The 20,322-nt window shown below is 57.6% G+C and carries 23 protein-coding genes, 1 tRNA gene and 1 pseudogene; 21 read left to right on the forward strand and 4 right to left on the reverse strand.

The genetic code is table 11. The features are described from left to right. Positions 1-42 precede the first annotated feature (42 nt). Genes FJD34_RS27260 through FJD34_RS27285 form a run of 6 tightly spaced genes read left to right on the forward strand, consistent with a single transcriptional unit; the run spans position 43 to position 5,991 of the window. Positions 43-1,596, forward strand: a complete 1,554-nt coding sequence (locus FJD34_RS27260; protein WP_032859516.1) for a sugar ABC transporter ATP-binding protein — start codon at positions 43-45, stop codon at positions 1,594-1,596. Next, positions 1,593-2,570, forward strand: a complete 978-nt coding sequence (locus FJD34_RS27265) for an ABC transporter permease (RefSeq protein ID WP_032859519.1) — start codon at positions 1,593-1,595, stop codon at positions 2,568-2,570. The genes FJD34_RS27260 and FJD34_RS27265 overlap by 4 nt, the downstream gene beginning before the upstream one ends. A gap of 3 nt (positions 2,571-2,573) precedes the next feature. Continuing rightward, positions 2,574-3,596: a LacI family DNA-binding transcriptional regulator gene (locus FJD34_RS27270; protein ID WP_090290765.1), complete on the forward strand. Its 1,023-nt coding sequence runs from the start codon at positions 2,574-2,576 to the stop codon at positions 3,594-3,596. Between the two features lie 22 nt (positions 3,597-3,618). Continuing rightward, positions 3,619-4,536 (forward strand): ribokinase, encoded by a 918-nt coding sequence (gene rbsK, locus FJD34_RS27275; protein ID WP_032859523.1) that lies wholly within the window; start codon positions 3,619-3,621, stop codon positions 4,534-4,536. Continuing rightward, a complete protein-coding gene (gene rbsD, locus FJD34_RS27280; RefSeq protein ID WP_032859524.1) occupies positions 4,533-4,934 on the forward strand; it encodes a D-ribose pyranase in 402 nt (133 codons plus the stop codon). Before rbsK ends, rbsD begins: the two co-directional genes overlap by 4 nt. Positions 4,935-4,962: 28 nt before the next feature. Beyond that, positions 4,963-5,991, forward strand: coding sequence for a nucleoside hydrolase (locus FJD34_RS27285; RefSeq protein WP_032859526.1), 1,029 nt, complete (start codon positions 4,963-4,965; stop codon positions 5,989-5,991). A gap of 33 nt (positions 5,992-6,024) precedes the next feature. On the opposite strand, the gene FJD34_RS27290 is transcribed toward FJD34_RS27285, so the two are convergent. After that, a complete protein-coding gene (locus FJD34_RS27290) occupies positions 6,025-6,237 on the reverse strand; it encodes a hypothetical protein (protein WP_032859528.1) in 213 nt (70 codons plus the stop codon). A 135-nt stretch (positions 6,238-6,372) separates the two neighbouring features. Between FJD34_RS27290 and FJD34_RS27295 the strand changes: the two genes are divergently transcribed. Together FJD34_RS27295 and FJD34_RS27300 are read left to right on the forward strand one after the other, a co-directional pair. Continuing rightward, entirely contained in the window at positions 6,373-6,678 is a 306-nt protein-coding gene (locus tag FJD34_RS27295; RefSeq protein WP_032859530.1) for a hypothetical protein, read from the forward strand. Between the two features lie 148 nt (positions 6,679-6,826). After that, positions 6,827-7,147 (forward strand): I78 family peptidase inhibitor, encoded by a 321-nt coding sequence (locus FJD34_RS27300; RefSeq protein WP_032859531.1) that lies wholly within the window; start codon positions 6,827-6,829, stop codon positions 7,145-7,147. Positions 7,148-7,219: 72 nt separating this feature from the next. Here FJD34_RS27300 and FJD34_RS27305 read toward each other — a convergent pair whose 3' ends face one another. Together FJD34_RS27305 and FJD34_RS27310 are read right to left on the reverse strand one after the other, a co-directional pair. Further along, positions 7,220-7,432, reverse strand: a complete 213-nt coding sequence (locus tag FJD34_RS27305; protein WP_007905882.1) for a cold-shock protein — start codon at positions 7,430-7,432, stop codon at positions 7,220-7,222. Between the two features lie 289 nt (positions 7,433-7,721). After that, complete coding sequence (locus tag FJD34_RS27310) at positions 7,722-8,033, reverse strand: hypothetical protein (protein ID WP_032859534.1); 312 nt, start codon at positions 8,031-8,033, stop codon at positions 7,722-7,724. A gap of 351 nt (positions 8,034-8,384) precedes the next feature. Between FJD34_RS27310 and thrS the strand changes: the two genes are divergently transcribed. From thrS to FJD34_RS27355, 9 genes are all read left to right on the forward strand, one after another. Further along, positions 8,385-10,307 (forward strand): threonine--tRNA ligase, encoded by a 1,923-nt coding sequence (thrS, locus tag FJD34_RS27315; protein WP_090290766.1) that lies wholly within the window; start codon positions 8,385-8,387, stop codon positions 10,305-10,307. Further along, positions 10,307-10,858, forward strand: a complete 552-nt coding sequence (gene infC, locus FJD34_RS27320; RefSeq protein WP_169851780.1) for a translation initiation factor IF-3 — start codon at positions 10,307-10,309, stop codon at positions 10,856-10,858. The genes thrS and infC overlap by 1 nt, the downstream gene beginning before the upstream one ends. 60 nt (positions 10,859-10,918) lie before the next feature. After that, the gene (gene rpmI / locus FJD34_RS27325; RefSeq protein ID WP_002553160.1) at positions 10,919-11,113 is read left to right on the forward strand and encodes a 50S ribosomal protein L35; all 195 of its coding nucleotides are present in this window, start codon (positions 10,919-10,921) and stop codon (positions 11,111-11,113) included. Positions 11,114-11,142: 29 nt separating this feature from the next. Further along, positions 11,143-11,499 carry a 50S ribosomal protein L20 gene (gene rplT / locus FJD34_RS27330; RefSeq protein ID WP_003174975.1) on the forward strand — a complete coding sequence of 119 codons (357 nt, stop codon included), beginning with the start codon at positions 11,143-11,145 and terminating at the stop codon, positions 11,497-11,499. Positions 11,500-11,608: 109 nt separating this feature from the next. After that, entirely contained in the window at positions 11,609-12,625 is a 1,017-nt protein-coding gene (gene pheS, locus FJD34_RS27335) for a phenylalanine--tRNA ligase subunit alpha (RefSeq protein ID WP_003203624.1), read from the forward strand. Between the two features lie 26 nt (positions 12,626-12,651). Next, positions 12,652-15,030 (forward strand): phenylalanine--tRNA ligase subunit beta, encoded by a 2,379-nt coding sequence (gene pheT / locus FJD34_RS27340; RefSeq protein WP_065943847.1) that lies wholly within the window; start codon positions 12,652-12,654, stop codon positions 15,028-15,030. Between the two features lie 3 nt (positions 15,031-15,033). Continuing rightward, positions 15,034-15,336 carry an integration host factor subunit alpha gene (ihfA, locus tag FJD34_RS27345; protein ID WP_002553164.1) on the forward strand — a complete coding sequence of 101 codons (303 nt, stop codon included), beginning with the start codon at positions 15,034-15,036 and terminating at the stop codon, positions 15,334-15,336. Beyond that, positions 15,317-15,673, forward strand: a complete 357-nt coding sequence (locus FJD34_RS27350; protein WP_032859540.1) for a MerR family transcriptional regulator — start codon at positions 15,317-15,319, stop codon at positions 15,671-15,673. Before ihfA ends, FJD34_RS27350 begins: the two co-directional genes overlap by 20 nt. A 90-nt stretch (positions 15,674-15,763) precedes the next feature. Then, positions 15,764-15,840 (forward strand) — tRNA-Pro (locus FJD34_RS27355). 470 nt (positions 15,841-16,310) lie between these two features. Here FJD34_RS27355 and FJD34_RS27360 read toward each other — a convergent pair. Beyond that, positions 16,311-16,778, reverse strand: a complete 468-nt coding sequence (locus FJD34_RS27360; protein ID WP_223232701.1) for a MerR family transcriptional regulator — start codon at positions 16,776-16,778, stop codon at positions 16,311-16,313. A 94-nt stretch (positions 16,779-16,872) separates the two neighbouring features. Between FJD34_RS27360 and FJD34_RS27365 the strand changes: the two genes are divergently transcribed. From FJD34_RS27365 to FJD34_RS27380, 4 genes and pseudogenes are all read left to right on the forward strand, one after another. Then, on the forward strand, positions 16,873-17,511 hold the full coding sequence (locus FJD34_RS27365) for an NAD(P)H-dependent oxidoreductase (protein WP_032859629.1): 639 nt from the start codon (positions 16,873-16,875) through the stop codon (positions 17,509-17,511). A 284-nt stretch (positions 17,512-17,795) separates the two neighbouring features. Further along, positions 17,796-18,290: pseudogene (locus FJD34_RS27370) on the forward strand (DNA adenine methylase); the annotation flags it as partial. Positions 18,291-18,385: 95 nt separating this feature from the next. Continuing rightward, positions 18,386-19,717, forward strand: a complete 1,332-nt coding sequence (locus FJD34_RS27375; protein ID WP_090290767.1) for an MFS transporter — start codon at positions 18,386-18,388, stop codon at positions 19,715-19,717. Positions 19,718-19,946: 229 nt separating this feature from the next. Further along, positions 19,947-20,273 (forward strand): DUF2388 domain-containing protein, encoded by a 327-nt coding sequence (locus FJD34_RS27380; RefSeq protein ID WP_065943778.1) that lies wholly within the window; start codon positions 19,947-19,949, stop codon positions 20,271-20,273. Positions 20,274-20,322 lie beyond the last annotated feature (49 nt).

The following is a 20,322-nucleotide window of genomic DNA, read 5'->3' on the forward strand; positions in this document are numbered from 1 at the left end:
ACCGCGCCCGTTCGGACTGAGCGGGCGCCTGGAGATTTTCCTATGTCATCTTCCGCACCGACCCCTGTCCTCTCGGTCAGCGGTATCGGTAAGACCTATGCCCAGCCCGTCCTGTCTGACATCACCCTGACGCTCAATCGCGGCGAGGTGTTGGCACTGACGGGTGAGAACGGCGCGGGCAAAAGCACCCTGTCGAAGATTATCGGTGGCCTGGTGACACCGACCACTGGCCACATGCAGTTCAATGGCCAGGACTATGCCCCGGCCAGCCGGACCCAGGCGGAAAAGCTGGGGATCCGCATGGTGATGCAGGAACTCAACCTCCTGCCGACCCTGACGGTGGCCGAAAACCTGTTCCTCGATAACCTGCCCAGTCGCGGTGGCTGGATCAGCCGCAAACAACTGCGCAAGGCTGCGATCGAGGCCATGGCACAAGTGGGCCTGGATGCCATCGACCCGGATACCCTGGTCGGCAGCCTGGGCATCGGCCATCAACAGATGGTCGAGATTGCCCGCAACCTGATTGGCGACTGCCACGTGCTGATCCTCGACGAGCCGACGGCGATGCTGACCGCCCGTGAAGTCGAGATGCTGTTTGAACAAATCACCCGCCTGCAGGCCCGGGGCGTGGCGATTATTTACATTTCCCATCGGCTCGAAGAGCTGGCACGGGTGGCCCAGCGTATTGCGGTGCTGCGTGACGGCCAGTTGGTATGTGTCGAGCCGATGGCCAACTACAACAGCGAGCAACTGGTCACGTTGATGGTCGGTCGTGAGCTGGGCGAGCACATCGACCTCGGCCCGCGCACCATCGGCGCGCCCGCATTGACGGTCACCGGCCTGAGCCGCTCGGACAAGGTTCGCGATGTTTCCTTTGAAGTGCGTGCCGGTGAAATCTACGGCATTTCGGGATTGATCGGTGCCGGCCGCACCGAGTTGTTGCGCCTGATCTTCGGTGCCGACCTGGCTGACAGTGGCACGGTAGCCCTTGGCTCGCCGGCGCGTGTGGTGAGCATTCGCTCGCCGGTGGATGCAGTGGGCCATGGCATTGCGCTGATTACCGAGGATCGCAAGGGCGAGGGGCTGCTACTCAGCCAATCGATCAGCGCCAACACGGCGCTGGGCAATATGGCGAAGGTGTCCAGCGCCGGCCTGGTCAACGGACGTGATGAAGCGGCGCTGGCCAGGCGGCAGATTGACGCCATGCGTATCCGCAGCTCCAGCCCGGCGCAGTTGGTGTCCGAGCTGTCGGGCGGTAACCAGCAGAAAGTGGTGATCGGCCGCTGGCTGGAGCGCGATTGCGCGGTGATGCTGTTTGATGAGCCGACCCGTGGCATCGACGTCGGCGCCAAGTTCGATATCTATGCGTTGCTCGGTGAATTGACCCGCCAGGGCAAGGCGCTGGTGGTGGTTTCCAGCGACCTGCGCGAGCTGATGCTGATCTGCGACCGCATCGGCGTACTGTCTGCCGGACGCTTGATCGAAACCTTCGAGCGTGACCGCTGGACCCAGGACGAATTGCTTGCCGCCGCGTTTGCCGGCTATCAGAAACGTGATGCGCTGCTCAACGAGGCAGCGCCTAGGACAACCCCATGAAAACAGCTACTCCAATCGCAAAAGCCGGCGGCAATTTCTACGGCCTGGGTACTTACCTGGGCCTGGCAGGCGCCTTGATGGCGATGATTGCGCTGTTCTCGGCCTTGAGCAGTCACTTTTGGTCCTATGACACCTTCAGCACCATCGCCAACCAGATTCCCGACCTGATGGTGCTGGCGGTGGGCATGACCTTCATCCTGATCATCGGCGGCATTGACCTGTCGGTAGGCTCGGTATTGGCCCTGGCAGCATCGGCGGTCAGTGTGGCGATCCTGGGCTGGGGCTGGAGCGTAATCCCCGCAGCGTTGCTGGGCATGGGCTGCGCGGCATTGGCCGGGACCATTACCGGTTCCATCACCGTGGCCTGGCGTATTCCGTCGTTCATCGTATCCCTCGGCGTGCTGGAAATGGCCCGTGGCGCGGCCTACCAGATGACAGGCTCGCGCACCGCCTATATCGGCGACTCCTTCGCCTGGCTGTCCAACCCAGTGGCGTTTGGCATCTCGCCATCGTTCATCATCGCGCTGCTGGTGATTATCGTTGCCCAGGCGGTCCTGACGCGCACGGTGTTCGGTCGCTACCTGATTGGCATCGGCACCAACGAAGAAGCGGTGCGCCTGGCGGGAATCAATCCAAAACCCTACAAAATCCTGGTGTTCAGCCTGATGGGGCTGTTGGCCGGGGTGGCGGCACTGTTCCAGATTTCCCGCCTGGAAGCGGCCGATCCGAATGCCGGTTCCGGCCTGGAGTTGCAGGTGATTGCCGCGGTGGTGATCGGTGGCACCAGCCTGATGGGCGGGCGTGGCTCGGTGATCAGCACGTTCTTCGGGGTGCTGATCATTTCCGTACTGGCGGCCGGCCTGGCGCAGATCGGTGCGACCGAGCCGACCAAACGCATCATTACCGGCGCCGTTATCGTGATTGCAGTGGTGCTGGACACCTACCGCAGTCAGCGCGCCAGCCGGCGGGGCTAAGACATGGCAACGATCAAGGATGTGGCGGCGCTTGCGGGGATTTCCTACACCACGGTGTCTCATGTGGTGAACAGGACGCGCCCGGTCAGCGAGCCCGTGCGGCTCAAGGTCGAAGCCGCGATCAAGCAACTGGACTATGTGCCCAGTGCGGTCGCCCGCTCGCTGAAGGCCAAGACCACCGCCACCATCGGCTTGCTGGTGCCCAACAGCCTCAACCCGTATTTCGCCGAGCTGGCCAGGGGCATCGAAGACTACTGCGAACGCAATGGCTACTGCGTGATCCTGTGTAATTCCGACGATAACGCCGAGAAACAGCGCAACTATTTGCGGGTGCTGCTGGAGAAGCGTATCGACGGCCTGATCGTGACGTCAGTGGGGGGCGATGACAGTGGCCTGACCACGGGCCTCAAGGCGGTGCGCACGCCCATGGTCATTGTCGACCGGGGCCTGGAGGGCATTGATGTGGATCTGGTGCGCATCGATCACGAGCAGGGCGCGTACCTGGCGACCCGGCATTTGTTGGGGCAGGGGCACCGGGATATCGCCTGTATCGGTGGCCCCGCACATACGCGTGTTGCGCAGATGCGCCTGGCTGGTTACCAGCGGGCGTTGCAGGAGGCCGGGATCACCGTGCCCGCCAGTCGTGTGCTGGAAAGCGATTTCACCAGTACCGGTGGCTATGCGGCGGCGGTGCAGTTGCTGGCAGACAATCCGCCCAGCGCGATATTCGCCGGCAACGACATGATCGGTTTCGGCGTGTTGCGTGCGGCCGCCGAGCGCAACCTGCGGGTGCCTGCCGAGCTGTCGGTGATTGGTTTTGATGACATTCAAATGAGCCGGTATGTCTACCCCGCGTTGACTACCGTGGGCCAGTCGATCCTGCAACTGGGGGAGATGGCGGCGGAGCTGTTATTGCGACGGATTGCGACACCCCAATTGCCGGTTGACCAGCGCATTGTCACGCCGAGCATCGTCTTGCGTGAGTCAACGGCGCCGTTGGCTGCCGTGTTTGCCTCAACCCGCTGAACGAATTGATGAGTATTGATGTATGCCAGCAACAGTAGTGGTAGTAGGCAGCCTGAACATGGACCTGGTGACCCGCGCCAGCCGGCTGCCCCATGCCGGTGAAACCCTGGTCGGCCAGTCGTTTTCCACCGTTCCGGGCGGCAAGGGCGCCAATCAGGCGGTGGCTGCGGCGCGTCTGGGTGCAGACGTCGCGATGATTGGCTGTGTGGGCAACGATGCCTACGGCGCGCAACTGCGCGAGGCGTTGGTGGTGGAAGGGATCGACTGCCAGGCGGTCAGTGAAGTGGCGGGCTCCAGTGGTGTTGCGCTGATCGTGGTGGATGACAGCAGTCAGAATGCGATCGTGATTGTCGCTGGCAGTAATGGCCACCTGACACCTGCGTCGCTGCTGGCGTTCGATGCTGTGTTGCAGGCGGCTGAGGTGATTGTCTGCCAGCTCGAAGTGCCCATGGACACTGTGGGATATGCCCTCAAGCGCGGCCGTGAACTGGGCAAGACGGTGATCCTCAATCCCGCGCCGGCCAGCGGCCCGTTGCCAGCGGACTGGTATGCGGCCATTGATTACCTGATCCCCAACGAAAGCGAGGCGTCGGCCTTGAGCGGTGTGCCGGTGGATTCCCTGGGCGCGGCCAAGGTTGCGGCCACGCAGTTGATCAAGGCCGGGGCAGGCAAGGTGATAGTGACGCTTGGCGCGCACGGTGCGCTGTTTGCCGATGGCCAGGGCTTCGAGCACTTGCTGGCGCCCAAGGTCCAGGCGGTGGATACCACGGCAGCGGGCGACACCTTTGTCGGCGGCTTTGCCGCGGCACTGGCGAGCGGTAAGAGCGAGGCCGAGGCTATCCGTTTTGGCCAGGTGGCGGCGGCCCTGTCGGTCACCCGTGCCGGGGCGCAACCGTCGATTCCTACATTGCATGACGTTCAAGGCTTTGTTCACCCATGAAAAAGACCCCATTGCTCAATATTGCCCTGTCGCGCGTGATCGCCTCCCTTGGTCATGGTGACATCCTGGTGATCGGTGATGCCGGCCTGCCGGTACCGCCGGGTGTGGAATTGATTGATCTGGCACTGACCCAGGGCATTCCCGATTTCATCAGTACCCTGCGCATCGTGCTTACAGAAATGCAGGTTGAAAGCCACGTATTGGCCGAGGAAATCCTGCACAAACAACCGCCGGCGCTGGCGGACCTCAACGCGCTGGCCCCGGGTGACCTGGGTGAGCGCCGTCTGCTCAGTCATGAGGAGTTCAAGCGGCTTACTCACAAGGCCCGCGCGGTGGTGCGTACTGGCGAGTGCCAGCCTTACTGTAATATCGCGCTGGTGTCTGGCGTGACTTTCTAGCATTTCCCACAATGACAAGGAGTGCGTCATGCAACGTAGAACCCCAACCCTGCGACACCTGTTTCGGAGTGTGCTGCTTTTGTCCGTGCTAACTGCTGCAAGCGCCCAGGCGGCGGAAAAAATCGACCTGATCATTGATACCGATCCGGGCGCCGACGACGTGGTCGCGTTGCTGTTTGCGATGGCCTCGCCGCAGGAGCTGAACATCCGTGCGTTGACTACCGTGGCCGGCAACGTGCGGCTGGACAAGACCTCGCGCAATGCGCGATTGGCGCGCGAGTGGGCAGGGCGTGAAGAGATTCCGGTGTATGCCGGTGCGCCGCAGCCGCTGCTGCGCACGCCGATCTATGCCGAGAATATCCATGGTAAGGAAGGCATTTCCGGTGTCACTGTGCATGAGCCGAAAAAAGGCCTGGCCGAAGGCAATGCAGTCGACTACCTGATCAAGACCCTGAGTACCGCCAAGCCCCATAGCATCACCATCGCCATGCTCGGCCCGCAGACCAACCTGGCGCTGGCGCTGACCCAGGCGCCGGAAATCACCCAGGGCATCAAGGAAGTGGTGGTCATGGGCGGCGCGCACTTCAATGGCGGCAACATTACGCCGGTGGCCGAGTTCAACCTGTTTGCCGACCCGGTGGCGGCTGAAATCGTGCTTAAAAGTGGCGTCAAACTGACCTACCTGCCGCTGGATGTAACGCACAAGATACTCACCAGCGAAGCGCGCCTGAAGAAGATCGCCGACCTGAACAACAACGCCAGCAAGGTGGTGGGCAATATTCTCAACGAATACGTCAAAGGCGATATGGAGCACTACGGCATGACGGGTGGACCGGTGCACGACGCCACCGTGATCGGCTATCTGCTCAAGCCCGAGCTGTTCACCGGGCGCCAGGCGAATATGGTGGTCGATAGCCGCGAAGGCCCGACGTTTGGCCAGACCATCGTCGATTGGTACGATGGCCTCAAGCACGACAAGAACGTGTTCTGGGTGGAAAATGGCAATGCCCAGGGCTTCTTTGACCTGCTCACCGAGCGCCTTGCACGCCTGAAGTAAGCTGCCTGCCGGTCGGCGCTCGCCGGCCGGTGACTATTCGCGCAGAGGGTCTTCGACTCCCATATGGTCGGCCGGGTATTTCTCGAATACCTGGCCGATAAAGGCTTGCGCGGCCTGGGTGCCCAACTCCTTGACCAGCAGGTCTATGCCGATGATTGCCAATTCTTCCGGGCTGCCTGGGCTGTAGGAACTTTGCCCTTGAGGCCACTTGGCTTTGATATCGGCATTGATGGTAACGATGGTCATCGGGTTCTCGCGGCTCGCTCGGGCAGGAATGGCCTGTTGAGTTAACCATTTTACGTGGTGTTTGGCACTGCTACTTAGGCATGAGGGTAGGGCTGTGCGACACTGGTGCCCTGTTTAATTGCCAGGACAAACCGTGTGCACATCGATTTGACCAACCCCAAGAGCCTCACAATGGCAGCCGTTCGCCAAATGATTGCCAGTGCCAGTGACGATCAGCACACGCAATTGCGGGTGACCAAGGCCGGTATTGCCTATATCTCTTCTTGCGTGGTGGGAGGGATGGAGGTCAACGGTCTGTTGTTCCGCCTGGAAACCTGGGCAGCAGGGTCTGGCTATGTCGGCAACGTGGCGGCCAGTGATGAGGTGTGGGTGACGCAGATTTATAACGCGCTGAAGCAGAACTGGCCGAATCCGCCGTTTGACTACATCGATATCTACTGACGCTCATTCATATCTGGTGACGATTGATTCATCAGGCCGTGCTGCTGAGTCAGGCAGACTCGCCTACGGCCAATTGTGACAATTCTGAAACCAATCGGCCAAATCACGGTCGCACGATCTCTGTCCATTTTTTATCAAAGGAGGCTTCATGCCTTGGAAGCTCGCATCATTCGGTACCTTGTTGGCGGCAGTCGTCCTGGCGGGTTGCAGCACTTCGGGTACCTCTGAGCCGGCCAAAGATACGGCCGTGGCTGAGCCTGCTCATACTCGTTGTGAGGCGAAGGCTGCGCAGTTCACCATCGGCCAGAAAGCCTCGCCGCAACTGCTGGAGCAGGCCCGTACCCGTGCGGGTGCGCAGAATGCACGCATTCTCAAGCCTAACGATATGATCACCCTTGAGTACCGTTCCGATCGGCTGAACCTCAATACCGATGACAACCTGGTGATTACTCGCGTCAACTGCGGCTGATAGCACCGCACTTTTGCATCGCCCATAAAAAACCCCGTCACATGGACGGGGTTTTTTTGATTGGCGTAGAGATTACTCTGCGCGAACCTGTGCAGCTTGCATACCCTTTTGGCCTTTCTCAGCCACGAAGGAAACGGTTTGGCCTTCTTTCAGGCTTTTGAAACCGTCGCTTTCGATAGCTTTGAAGTGTACGAACAGGTCGTCACCGCCACCTTGAGGAGTGATGAAGCCGAAGCCTTTTTCATCGTTGAACCATTTAACGGTGCCGGTTTGGCGATTAGACATGGTGTATCTCCAAGAAACATATATTTTCAGTAGTGCTGTGCTGCTCAGGCCAACTGGGCACACCGGGCTATCATAGTCGAAATGTTCGGCTTGGGAGCCCCCCCAAGGCACTGTTTGCTAATCAATCGCGTTTTCTTCAGTGCCTTGATTGGCTGAAAGCCCCGGTTCACGGGGCTTTGCTGCGAAATATCAGCTGGTAAAAAAAGCCATAAAAGCTATGTAAATTGTGAGAAATAGCAGTTTTCAGCGAGTTTTCAGGCCGTTTTGGCGGTCTGATTTCTTGCAGGGCTTACTTTTTCTTCACGACCTTGCAGGACGAAATAGCCGCGACTGCCTTGTTTTTCAGCTCCGCACTGGCGTTCTGATTGGTCATCAATTCCTTGATTTCCGCCGTGCTCAATTCAGCGTTGATTTTGTCCGCGCCACATTCGCAATGGGCTTTGGCGGTTTTGGCATCAACGTTCTGGCTGGCAGCTGCGCTGCAGTCTGTTACGAAGCTGTCCCGCGCACCCGCGGGCCAGTTGGAGGGCGCGGCGGCGTGTGCGCCAATGGAGAACAGGGCCAGGGAAGCGGCAAGGGCGAAGATCGAGGTGCTGCGCATGGTGAGATGCTCCTTGGGTCGATAGGACGGACAGCGATTTTCAGTGTGTTTGAGGCCTGGCGTACAGCCCAAGTTCACTTTTGGCTGTAAAAGCCTGGAGTTTTTCGTTAGCCGGCTGTAGGGCCACGCCATGACCGTTCATCTGTGCTAGCATCCATGACCTGGCTTTTTTCTTGCCAGGTTCCTTTATGTTTAACTCCAGTCACTCTGGTTCGATTATCGGTTGGCCGCAAGGCTCCTGCCGCTGTAAGGCAGGCGTTCATTACTGAACGGCCTGGTGTTGGATCTTGTACTGGCTCATCCCAACCCACGTGACCTTTGGTAGGGGTCACCACTAGGAGAGGAGGCGCCATGCCAACTATTACTCTTCCCGACGGCAGTCAACGTTCATTCGATCATCCGGTTTCCGTAGCCGAGGTCGCCGCATCCATTGGTGCAGGCCTGGCCAAGGCCACCGTGGCCGGCAAGGTCGACGGCAAGCTGGTTGACGCCAGCGACCTGATCACCTCCGATGCCAGCCTGCAAATCATCACGCCCAAGGATCAAGAGGGGCTGGAGATCATTCGCCACTCTTGCGCGCACCTGATTGGCCATGCGGTCAAGCAGCTGTACCCAACCGCGAAGATGGTCATCGGCCCGGTCATCGACGAAGGCTTCTATTACGATATCGCCTACGAGCGTCCTTTTACGCCGGACGACCTGGCGGCCATCGAACAGCGCATGCACGCACTGATCGAGAAAGATTACGACGTCATCAAGAAAGTCACCCCGCGTGCCGAAGTGATCGACGTGTTCACCGCCCGTGGCGAGGACTACAAGCTGCGTCTGGTGGAAGATATGCCGGACGAACAGGCCATGGGCCTGTATTACCACGAAGAATATGTCGACATGTGCCGTGGCCCGCACGTGCCGAACACGCGCTTCCTCAAGTCGTTCAAGCTGACCAAGCTGTCCGGTGCCTACTGGCGCGGCGACGCGAAGAACGAGCAACTGCAGCGGATCTACGGCACTGCCTGGGCTGACAAGAAGCAGCTGGCGGCCTACATCCAGCGCATTGAAGAAGCCGAAAAGCGTGATCACCGCAAGATCGGCAAGCGCCTGAACCTGTTCCACCTCCAGGAAGAAGCGCCGGGCATGGTGTTCTGGCACCCGAACGGCTGGACCCTGTACCAGGTGCTTGAGCAGTACATGCGCAAGGTTCAGCGCGACAACGGTTACCTGGAGATCAAGACTCCCCAGGTTGTTGACCGCAGCCTGTGGGAGAAATCCGGGCACTGGGCCAACTACGCCGACAACATGTTCACCACCCAGTCGGAAAACCGCGACTACGCCATCAAGCCAATGAACTGCCCGTGCCACGTACAGGTGTTCAACCAGGGCCTGAAGAGCTACCGCGAGCTGCCGATGCGCCTGGCCGAGTTCGGTGCCTGCCACCGTAACGAGCCATCGGGTGCGCTGCACGGCATCATGCGCGTGCGCGGCTTCACTCAGGACGACGCCCACATCTTCTGCACCGAAGAGCAGATGCAGGCCGAATCCGCCGCGTTCATCAAGCTGACCATGGACGTTTATCGCGATTTCGGCTTTGCCGACGTCGAAATGAAACTGTCCACTCGTCCGGAAAAACGCGTTGGCTCCGATGAACTGTGGGATCGCGCCGAATCTGCACTGGCCGCAGCGCTGGACAGTGCGGGCCTTGCGTACGATCTGCAGCCAGGCGAGGGGGCTTTCTACGGTCCGAAGATCGAGTTCTCGCTGAAAGATTGCCTTGGCCGCGTCTGGCAGTGTGGTACCCTGCAGCTCGATTTTAACCTGCCGATCCGTCTGGGAGCCGAATACGTCTCCGAAGACAACAGCCGTAAACACCCGGTTATGCTGCACCGGGCGATCCTCGGCTCGTTCGAACGGTTCGTCGGGATCCTGATCGAGCACTACGAGGGCGCGTTCCCTGCGTGGTTGGCTCCGACCCAGGCAGTGATCATGAATATCACTGATAAACAGGCAGATTTCGCCGCTGAAGTTGAAAAAACACTCAACGAAAGCGGATTTCGTGCCAAGTCCGACTTGAGAAATGAAAAGATCGGCTTTAAAATCCGCGAGCATACTTTGCTCAAGGTTCCCTATCTTTTGGTTATCGGAGATCGGGAAGTCGAGATGCAGACTGTCGCTGTGCGTACTCGTGAAGGTGCTGACCTGGGCTCGATGCCCGTCGCCCAGTTCGCTGAGTTCCTCGCGCAAGCGGTTTCCCGGCGTGGTCGCCCAGATTCGGAGTAATTATTATTAAGCGTGAAATGAGACAAGATAAACGAGCTGCACCGAAAGCCCCGATCAACGAGAATATCTCGGCACGCGAGGTTCGGTTAATTGGGGCTGAGGGTGAGCAGCTTGGGATTGTGTCAATTGAAGACGCGCTTCTTAAGGCTGAAGAAGCCAAGCTCGATTTGGTGGAGATTTCCGCCGATGCTGTACCTCCTGTCTGCAAGCTGATGGACTACGGCAAATCGATCTTCGAAAAGAAGAAGCAGATTGCTGCAGCCAAGAAAAACCAGAAGCAGATCCAGGTTAAAGAAATCAAGTTTCGTCCAGGGACGGAGGAAGGGGATTACCAGGTAAAACTGCGCAACCTGGTACGTTTCCTGAGTGATGGGGACAGGGCCAAGGTATCCTTGCGATTCCGCGGCCGTGAGATGGCCCACCAGGAGCTGGGTATGGAACTTCTCAAGCGGGTTGAAGCTGACCTGCTGGAGTACGGTTCCGTCGAACAGCATCCTAAGATGGAAGGACGCCAGCTGATCATGGTCATCGCCCCGAAAAAGAAGAAGTAATCAATAGGGCACGGCAGGCCTTCTGATTATGTTTATCAACTGAATGCGGAGTATCCGAACATGCCAAAGATGAAGACTAAAAGTGGTGCTGCTAAGCGGTTTCTGAAAACTGCTAACGGTATCAAGCACAAGCACGCTTTCAAGAGCCACATCCTGACCAAAATGTCGACCAAGCGTAAGCGTCAATTGCGCGGTAGCAGCTTGCTGCATCCGTCTGACGTGGCAAAAGTCGAGCGCATGCTGCGCCTTCGTTAATTTTGGATCAAGAATAGAGGAAGTAACTCATGGCTCGTGTAAAGCGTGGCGTCATTGCCCGTAAGCGTCACAAAAAAATTCTGAAACTCGCTAAAGGCTACTACGGCGCGCGTTCACGCGTATTCCGTGTTGCCAAGCAAGCGGTAATCAAGGCAGGCCAATACGCCTACCGTGACCGTCGTCAGAAAAAACGTCAGTTCCGCGCTCTGTGGATCGCTCGTATCAACGCTGGTGCACGTGTTAACGGTCTGTCCTACAGCCGTTTCATCGCTGGCCTGAAAAAAGCGTCCATCGAAATCGACCGTAAGGTTCTGGCTGAACTGGCCGTGAACGAAAAAGCGGTGTTTGCTGCGATTGTCGAGAAAGCTAAAGCCACCTTGGCTTAAGTACCCCCGACAGTCACCCTGGGTTACTCCTGTAGCCCAAGGTGGTAAACGTCATAAATAGGGGAAGAGCCTTCAAGCTCTTCCCCTATTTTGTATCTGGAGTCTGTACATGGAAAACCTGGACGCGCTGGTCGCTCAAGCTCTTGAGGCTGTGCAAAGCGCTGAAGATATCAATGCCCTGGAGCAAATCCGGGTTCACTACCTTGGCAAGAAAGGTGAATTGACTCAGGTGATGAAGACCCTGGGCAATCTGCCGGCAGAAGAGCGCCCGCAAGTCGGCGCGCTGATCAACGTTGCCAAGGAGCGTGTCACAGAGGTTCTCAATGCGCGCAAGGCGTTGTTCGAGGAGGCCGATCTTGCGGCCAAGCTCGCCGCCGAGTCCATTGACGTGACCCTGCCTGGCCGCGGCCAGACCTCAGGCGGTCTGCATCCGGTTACCCGGACTCTGGAACGTATCGAGCAGTTCTTCACTCACATCGGCTACGGCATTGCCGAAGGCCCTGAGGTCGAAGACGACTATCACAACTTCGAGGCGCTCAACATCCCAGGCCATCACCCGGCCCGGTCGATGCACGACACCTTCTATTTCAATGCGAACATGCTGTTGCGCACCCATACCTCGCCGGTACAGGTCCGCACCATGGAATCGCAGCAGCCGCCGATCCGCATCGTCTGCCCAGGCCGTGTGTACCGTAGCGACTCCGATATCACCCACTCGCCGATGTTCCACCAGGTCGAAGGCCTGCTGGTTGATCGCGACATCAATTTCGCCGACCTCAAAGGCACTATCGAAGAGTTCCTGCGGGTGTTCTTCGAAAAAGAGCTGGCGGTACGTTTCCGCCCATCGTACTTCCCGTTCACCGAGCCTTCCGCTGAAGTCGACATGGAATGCGTGATGTGCAGCGGTAAAGGCTGCCGTGTCTGCAAGCAGACCGGCTGGCTGGAAGTCATGGGCTGCGGCATGGTTCACCCCAACGTGCTGCGCATGTCCGGGATCGACCCGGAAGAATTCTCGGGCTTTGCCTTCGGCATGGGCGTCGAGCGTCTGGCCATGCTGCGTTACGGCGTGAACGACTTGCGCCTGTTCTTCGACAACGACTTGCGGTTCCTCGCGCAATTTCGCTAGTCGTAACGAACCTTTAGGAGAGCAGGATGAAATTCAGTGAACAATGGCTGCGTGGCTGGGTAAGCCCGCAGGTAAATCGCGATGAGCTGGTTGCTCGTCTGTCGATGGCCGGTCTTGAGGTCGATAGCGTTACGCCGGCCGCCGGTGTTTTCAGTGGTGTGGTCGTGGGCGAGGTGCTGAGCACCGAGCAGCACCCGGACGCCGACAAGCTGCGTGTGTGCCAGGTCAGCAATGGCGCGCAAACCTTCCAGGTCGTATGCGGAGCGCCAAATGTGCGCCCGGGCCTGAAGATTCCGTTCGCGATGATCGGTGCCGAACTGCCCGGTGATTTCAAGATCAAGAAAGCCAAGCTGCGCGGTGTCGAGTCCAACGGCATGCTGTGCTCCCAGGCGGAGTTGCAGGTTGGTGAAGGCAATGATGGCTTGATGGAACTGCCGGCCGACGCTCCAGTGGGCCAGGACATTCGTGTCTACCTGGATCTGGAAGACGCCAGCATCGAAGTCGACCTGACCCCGAACCGTGGCGACTGCCTGTCCCTGGCAGGCCTGGCCCGTGAAGTGGGTGCGTTGTACAACGCCCCGGTCACGCGTCCAGTGGTTGCCGCTGTGCCTGCGGTGCACGATGAAGTGCGCTCCATCGAAGTGCTGGCGCCAAGCGCGTGCCCGCGCTACCTGGGGCGTGTGATCCGTAATGTCGACCTGTCCAAGCCGACCCCTTTGTGGATGGTCGAGCGCCTGCGTCGCGCCGACGTACGCAGCATCGATGCCGCCGTCGACATCACCAACTATGTGATGCTGGAGTTGGGTCAGCCGCTGCACGCCTTCGACCTTGCCGAGATCAACGGTGGGATTCGCGTGCGTATGGCCGAGGAAGGCGAAAAGCTGGTCTTGCTTGATGGCCAGGAAGTCACCCTGCGCAGCGATACCCTGGTGATCGCTGACCACTCCCGCGCCCTGGCCATTGCCGGTGTGATGGGCGGTGAGCACAGTGGCGTATCCGCGACGACCCGTGACGTATTCCTGGAAAGCGCTTTCTTCGACCAGATCGCCGTGGCAGGCAAGGCTCGTTCTTACGGCCTACACACCGATGCCTCGCACCGCTACGAGCGTGGCGTGGACTGGCAACTGGCCCGTGAAGCCATGGAGCGCGCCACTGGCCTGCTGCTGGAAATTACTGGCGGTGAAGCCGGCCCGATCACCGAGACCGTCAGCGAGCAGCACTTGCCGTCGATTGCACCGGTGACGCTGCGCGCCCAGCGCGTTGAGCAAATGCTAGGCCTGGTGATTGAAGAAGCGGAAATTGTTCGCCTGTTGACCGGGCTTGGCCTGGGCATCAGCGCTGATGGGGCAGGGCAGTGGCGTGTAGAAGTGCCAAGCCATCGCTTCGATATCAGCCTTGAAGTCGACCTGATCGAAGAGCTGGCACGCCTGTATGGCTACAACCGCCTGCCGGTTCGTTATCCGCAAGCGCGTCTGGCCCCTCAGCCAAAGACCGAGGCCCGTGCGCATCTGCCGGAGCTGCGTCGCCTGCTGGTCGCTCGTGGTTATCAGGAAGCGGTGACCTACAGCTTCATCGATCCCAAACAGTTCGAATTGTTCAACCCGGGCGTCGAGCCGTTGCTGTTGGCCAACCCGATCTCCAATGACATGGCGGCCATGCGTTCGTCCCTGTGGCCAGGTCTGGTGAAAGCGCTTTCCCACAACCTCAATCGCCAGCAGGACCGCGTACGCATGTTCGAAAGCGGCCTGCGCTTTGTTGGCCAACTGGACGGCCTGAAGCAAGAGCCGATGCTGGCCGGTGTGGTCTGCGGCAGCCGTCTGCCGGAAGGCTGGGCACAGGGCCGCGATCCAGTGGACTTCTTTGACGTCAAGGCCGACGTGGAAGCGGTGCTGGGCTTTGCCGGCGCGCTGGATGCCTTCGCGTTTGTTCCGGGTAGCCATCCGGCGCTGCATCCAGGCCAGACTGCGCGCATCGAGCGTGAAGGTCGCCTGGTCGGTTTTGTGGGTGCTATCCACCCTGAACTGTCGAAAACCCTCGGCCTTGATCGTCCGGTCTTCGTCTTTGAACTGGTATTGGCTGAAGTCGCTGCGGGCAAGATGCCTAAATTCAGCGAACTGTCGCGCTTTCCGGAAGTGCGTCGTGACCTGGCCTTGGTGGCGGATCGTGATGTAGCGGCCAGCGCTGTGCTGGAAGTAATCCGTGAAAATGCGGGCGAATGGCTGACAGACCTCAGGCTATTTGACGTTTATCAGGGTAAAGGCATTGATCCGCATAGAAAAAGCCTTGCAGTTGGCTTGACCTGGCAGCATCCATCGCGCACTCTTAATGACGATGAGGTGAATACCACGACGCAAAATATCCTCACCTCGCTCGAACAAAGGTTGAACGCCACGTTAAGGAAGTGACGTATGGGGGCTTTGACGAAAGCTGAGATGGCGGAACGTCTGTACGAAGAGTTGGGTCTGAACAAGCGCGAGGCCAAGGAATTGGTCGAGTTGTTTTTTGAAGAAATCAGGCACGCTCTGGAAGACAACGAACAGGTCAAATTGTCCGGTTTCGGCAATTTTGACCTGCGGGACAAACGCCAGCGGCCTGGCCGCAATCCGAAAACGGGAGAAGAAATCCCGATCACGGCTCGCCGTGTGGTCACCTTTCGTCCAGGGCAGAAGTTGAAGGCCCGAGTTGAGGCTTATGCTGGAACCAAGTCATAACGACGAGCTACCCGTCATCCCAGGCAAACGCTACTTCACCATTGGTGAAGTCAGCGAGCTGTGTGCGGTAAAACCGCACGTACTGCGCTATTGGGAGCAGGAGTTTCCTCAACTCAACCCCGTCAAACGCACCGGGAACCGTCGGTATTATCAGCGCCAGGATGTGCTGATGATCCGACAGATCCGCGCGTTGCTGTACGACCAGGGGTTCACCATCAGCGGCGCACGCCAGCGTATGTCCGGTGATGAAGCCAAAGACGACACCACCCAATACAAGCAACTGATCCGCCAGATGATCTGTGAACTGGAAGATGTACTGGTGGTTTTGAAGAAGTGAAACAAGCCTTTAAAATACTTCCACATTTCAAATGCTTGCGGTATATTCCTGATCGCTTCGTTACGAAGCGAACCCAGTTTCACGCCTAGTCGGGGCGTAGCGCAGTCCGGTAGCGCACTAGCATGGGGTGCTAGGGGTCGAGTGTTCGAATCACTCCGTCCCGACCATATTTTTCAATGACTTAGCCCGATCTGAAAAGGTTGGGCTTTTTCATGTCTGCGATTTAGGTTTTCTGGTAGTTAAATGGTAGTGAATTGAGACTTGCTGAGGCCCTGTCGAGTTGGCGGTTGCCGGACAGTTGTCATAGCCAATGCAAACGGCCCTCCATCTCCAGGCTTTTCAGTGGCAGGATGATTGGGTAATGGGTTAGTAATCGTGGCTGCTGAGGCTGATGTTGTCTCAGAGGGCTGTTGACTCTGAGGCTTCGTAAGTGACTGGCCGCAGGTCGGTGAGTCCTGTCTGTGCTGTCGTTTTGGTATTTTCCGCAGTCTTGCTTGGACTGCCCCCGGCATCGTAGACATCTCCAGCCTATGCTTTGGTGCGGCCGAGTCCAACCATTCCCCGGCCTTGTCCGGCGTGGATGTATACCATGATGCCGTGTGTTATGGCTTACAACTGCAGAGCCTCTCCCTGATCCTTACTTGCTGGTAGCCATCGTGTGCTTGCTTCGCGTTACTACGGCTCGATCAGGCTGAAATCGTTCAGTGCTGGGCGGGCAGGACAATCCAGGGGCGATGCCAGTCCGAAGGCTTTCTTCGAGGATTCGTTGCAGCATCAACAACTCCTCACGCTGCACTGTTAGGGTCGCTTCGATTTGCTGTATCTCCTCCAGGCGAACATTGATCTGGTCCAAGGTGAGGGATTTTGAGCAGCTCCCGTCATGAAGGAAAAGACTACGAATCGTGTCGAGAGAAAACCCCAGTCTTTGCGCGTGGATCACGACTTCCAAGCGTTTAATGGCGGATTCGCTGTAATAGCGATAGTTGTTCATGTCGCGCGTTGGAGCGTCCAGTAGGCCTTGCTCCTCGTAGTACCGTATTGCTGAAGCAGCAAGGCCTGTACGTCGCGCAATTTCGCCTATCTTCATTTTTTGCTTGACCTTCAAGTCGACTTTAATCCGCAGTATAAGCCCAAGCGTAATCTGGAAGGTAATCGGATTGGGCTCGATAAAGACCGTTGACCTACGTGGAACTTGAAAAATGAGCAAAATAACCGAGTTGCTGAATTGGCGTTATGCGACGAAAAAGTACGATTCCTCCAAGACAGTACCTGCTGAAAAGCTGGAGCGAATTCTGGAGGCGGTACGACTGACAGCTACGTCGAGCGGGCTACAGCCATTTGAATTGCTGGTGGTGACTAATCCGCAAATTCGCGAAAAGATTAAGGCGGTCAGCGCAAATCAGTCTCAAGTTACCGACTGCTCTCATTTACTGGTGTTCGCCGCGTGGGACGACATCACGCCTGGGCGTGTCAACATGATGTTCGACCTGACCAATACTGTACGAGCTAACGTCAACCAAGGCTGGGAAGACTACCGTCAAATACTCCTCGGCATAGTCGCCGAACGTGGACAGGAGGCCAATTATCAAGCGGCTGCGCGTCAAGCTTATATTGGCCTGGGCTCAGCTTTAATCGCCGCGGCATTCGAGGAAGTCGACGCAACGCCCATGGAGGGTTTCGATCCATCGGCTGTCGATGACATTCTGGGACTGGGAGCCAGGCATCTGCGCAGTGTGGTGCTCTTGCCTTTAGGTTATCGGGCAGCAGAGTCTGACTGGCTGGTAAACCTGAAAAAAGTACGACGGTCTCGCGAAAATTTCGTAACCGAAATCAACTAGGGAGAAAGTGCAGCCGCCCCACACTGCAGCAATAGTGAGGCGGCGCCATCTTGCTCTCATGGATGGCGCTCAGTTGGATGAAAACTATTCAAAAGCAACATGAAAACATGCGTAGAGCGGATTGTGAGTACTCGGCAGGACGTCGGGGGAGGGGGGCTGTACCAATGACCGTGTTTGGCAGGGTAAATTCGGGTGTTTTTGAGGAAACATCCCCCCGGATTCACTGGCTTTCGCTACTTACCACTATCCGTTGAAAATCGCTGTGTAATTCTTCTCCTCTCGATTTGACCCGCCCTGAAACTCTCACCGACATCCAGCGCGCCGCTCGGTTCTTCTACCTGCCGCACCATGCCTTCGCCGGCAAGGTGACGGGGCAGACATTCGGTACCGCGACGACTGGTCCGGCAATCAACCTGCTTCGGATCGAGGAAAACCTTTCTGCAGCGTGGCAGCGTATGCCCGGCACCTATGTTGAAAATCTGGGCTGGCTTGAGTGTGCCGAGCGCTATGACCGCCCCCATACCTTCCACTATATGGATCCGCCCTACTGGCAGACGGCCGGCTACGGGGTGGATTTTCCCTTTGAGAGTTACGAGCGAATGGCTGACTTTATGAGGCGTTGCAAGGGGAAGGTCATGGTCAGCATCAACGCTCACCCGGATATTCGCCGAGTGTTTGAAGGCTTCCATTTTGAAACAGTCGACATCCGTTACAGCACCACAAACCAACGGCAGGGAATTGACCAGTCATCCGCTTTATTTGTAACGAAAGGTTGCTGAAAGCTTGGGGTGGAAATCTTCCATCACGTCTCTCGCCCCGCATCGAGAGATTCTGCCGAAGAGCGGCCTATTCCAATTACAAGAGAGCGGTTTCCATGAACAAGCAATCCAATGATGAGATTGAAAAGTCGACAATGCGCAAGCTGGGATTTCGCCTAATTCCCTTTCTCGTGCTCTGTTATTTCATCGCCTACATTGATCGAGTCAATATTGGTTTCGCAGCCCTGACCATGAACCAGGACATAGGCCTGACGGCTAGTGCCTTCGGATTCGGCGCTACACTGTTCTTCGTCGCCTATGTCCTTTGCGAAATGCCCAGCAACATGGCGATGGAGCGCTTCGGTGCCCGCCGGTGGATCGCACGCATCATGATCACGTGGGGCATCGTCGGTTTCTGCTCGTCATTTGCGGTCGGACCGATCTCCTATTCTGTTTCCCGCTTCCTCCTCGGAGCGGCAGAAGCTGGCTTCTTTCCTGGTGTCATCCTCTACCTCTCGCAATGCATCCCCAAAGCGTACATGGCTCGAATCATTGCGATATTCATGGTGGCTATTCCACTGTCTAACTTCATCGGCTCGCCATTGTCGGCACTGCTGTTGAAAATGGATGGTGTGGCAGACTTCGCCGGTTGGCAGTGGCTGCTGATGCTTGAAGCACTCCCTGCGATCATTCTAGGATTGCTGGCTTTGAAGGTGTTGCCTAATCGGCCGAGCGAAGCCAAATGGCTGACTCAACAGGAACAGGATTGGCTGAGCGGACAGTTGACCAAAGAACGGGCTGCACGCGAAAGCACTACGCAGAAACACCCTCACAGCGTGAGCGGCATGCTCAAGTCGGTGTTCACCAATAAGTACATTTGGGTGCTGTCGGTGATCTACATGGGCAGTTCGGCAACCAGCAATACCCTCTCGTTGTGGATGCCGCAAATTCTGAAGTCCTTCCACCTGTCCAACATGCAAACCGGCCTGTTGAACATGATCCCCTTCGGCATCGCCGCAGTCTTCATGATTTACTGGGGGATGCGTGCGGACAAAAGCGGGGAACGGGTCAAGGCCACCGCCATTCCGCTAGCGATTACTGCGGTGAGTTTCGCCGCCACGCTGTTCACGGACTCACTGACCATTACGCTGGTGCTGCTGACGCTCGTATTGATGGGTAACTATGCGATCAAGGGGCCGTTTTGGGCACTGTGCTCCGAAACTCTGCCTCCGGCGACCCTGGCCACCGGGATTGCGGCGATCAATACCTTTGCCCATTTGGGCACTGGCGCCATGAGTTCTGTCATCGGTGTACTGCGTGATCAGACCGGCAGCTTCCCAATGGCACTGATGCCGCTTTGCGCGTTGACCGCTACCGGTTCGCTGTTGGTGTTTCTGGTGGGTAAGCAGAATCGTCGTGCGGAGCAAGTCGCCGCTATCAGCAGTTAATCAACCCGCCTGAAGAGGCTCGACATTGGCGAACCTCTTCGTTTCGTAGTAACCCGATTGTCGAGTCACGCCGTCCCGACCATATTATTCAATAACTTAGCCCGGTTCGGAAACGACCGGGCTTTGTTGTTTCTGCGGTTTGATCATTTTGGTCAGCGTTAGCAAAAGGCTCGTAGATTGCCCCTTCTGCTATCGTGGCGACCATTCAAGCGCAAGGAAGCAATCACCAATGGATTTTTGGAAACCTTTTGCGATCGCCCTCCTGGCATCGCTTGGCACTCAGGTTGTGGCCGCAGAAAACAACAACCCGTTCCAGGCGGCGCTGATGATTACCACGGTTGTGCCTTTTGTGGTCGTCTCAGGTGCCACTGCGGGAACCTCTTATATTCCAGAGCTTTTCAAGTCATCCAAAAGTGACGCGCTTGCCTTTATTGGTTCAGATGGCGAGATCCGTGGTGCACAGTTTGAGCAGGCGAGCAGGTATTACCGATCGACCTACAAGCCACCGCTGATGTCTGACACGCTATTGGCCCGGGCAATCGCGGCGCAGGGCTGATCGAAAACATGCTTGTTGAAAGAGCGGGCAGGGCAGGACGCTTAGGCAT

The organism is Pseudomonas brenneri, from assembly GCF_007858285.1.
GTDB lineage: Bacteria > Pseudomonadota > Gammaproteobacteria > Pseudomonadales > Pseudomonadaceae > Aquipseudomonas > Aquipseudomonas brenneri.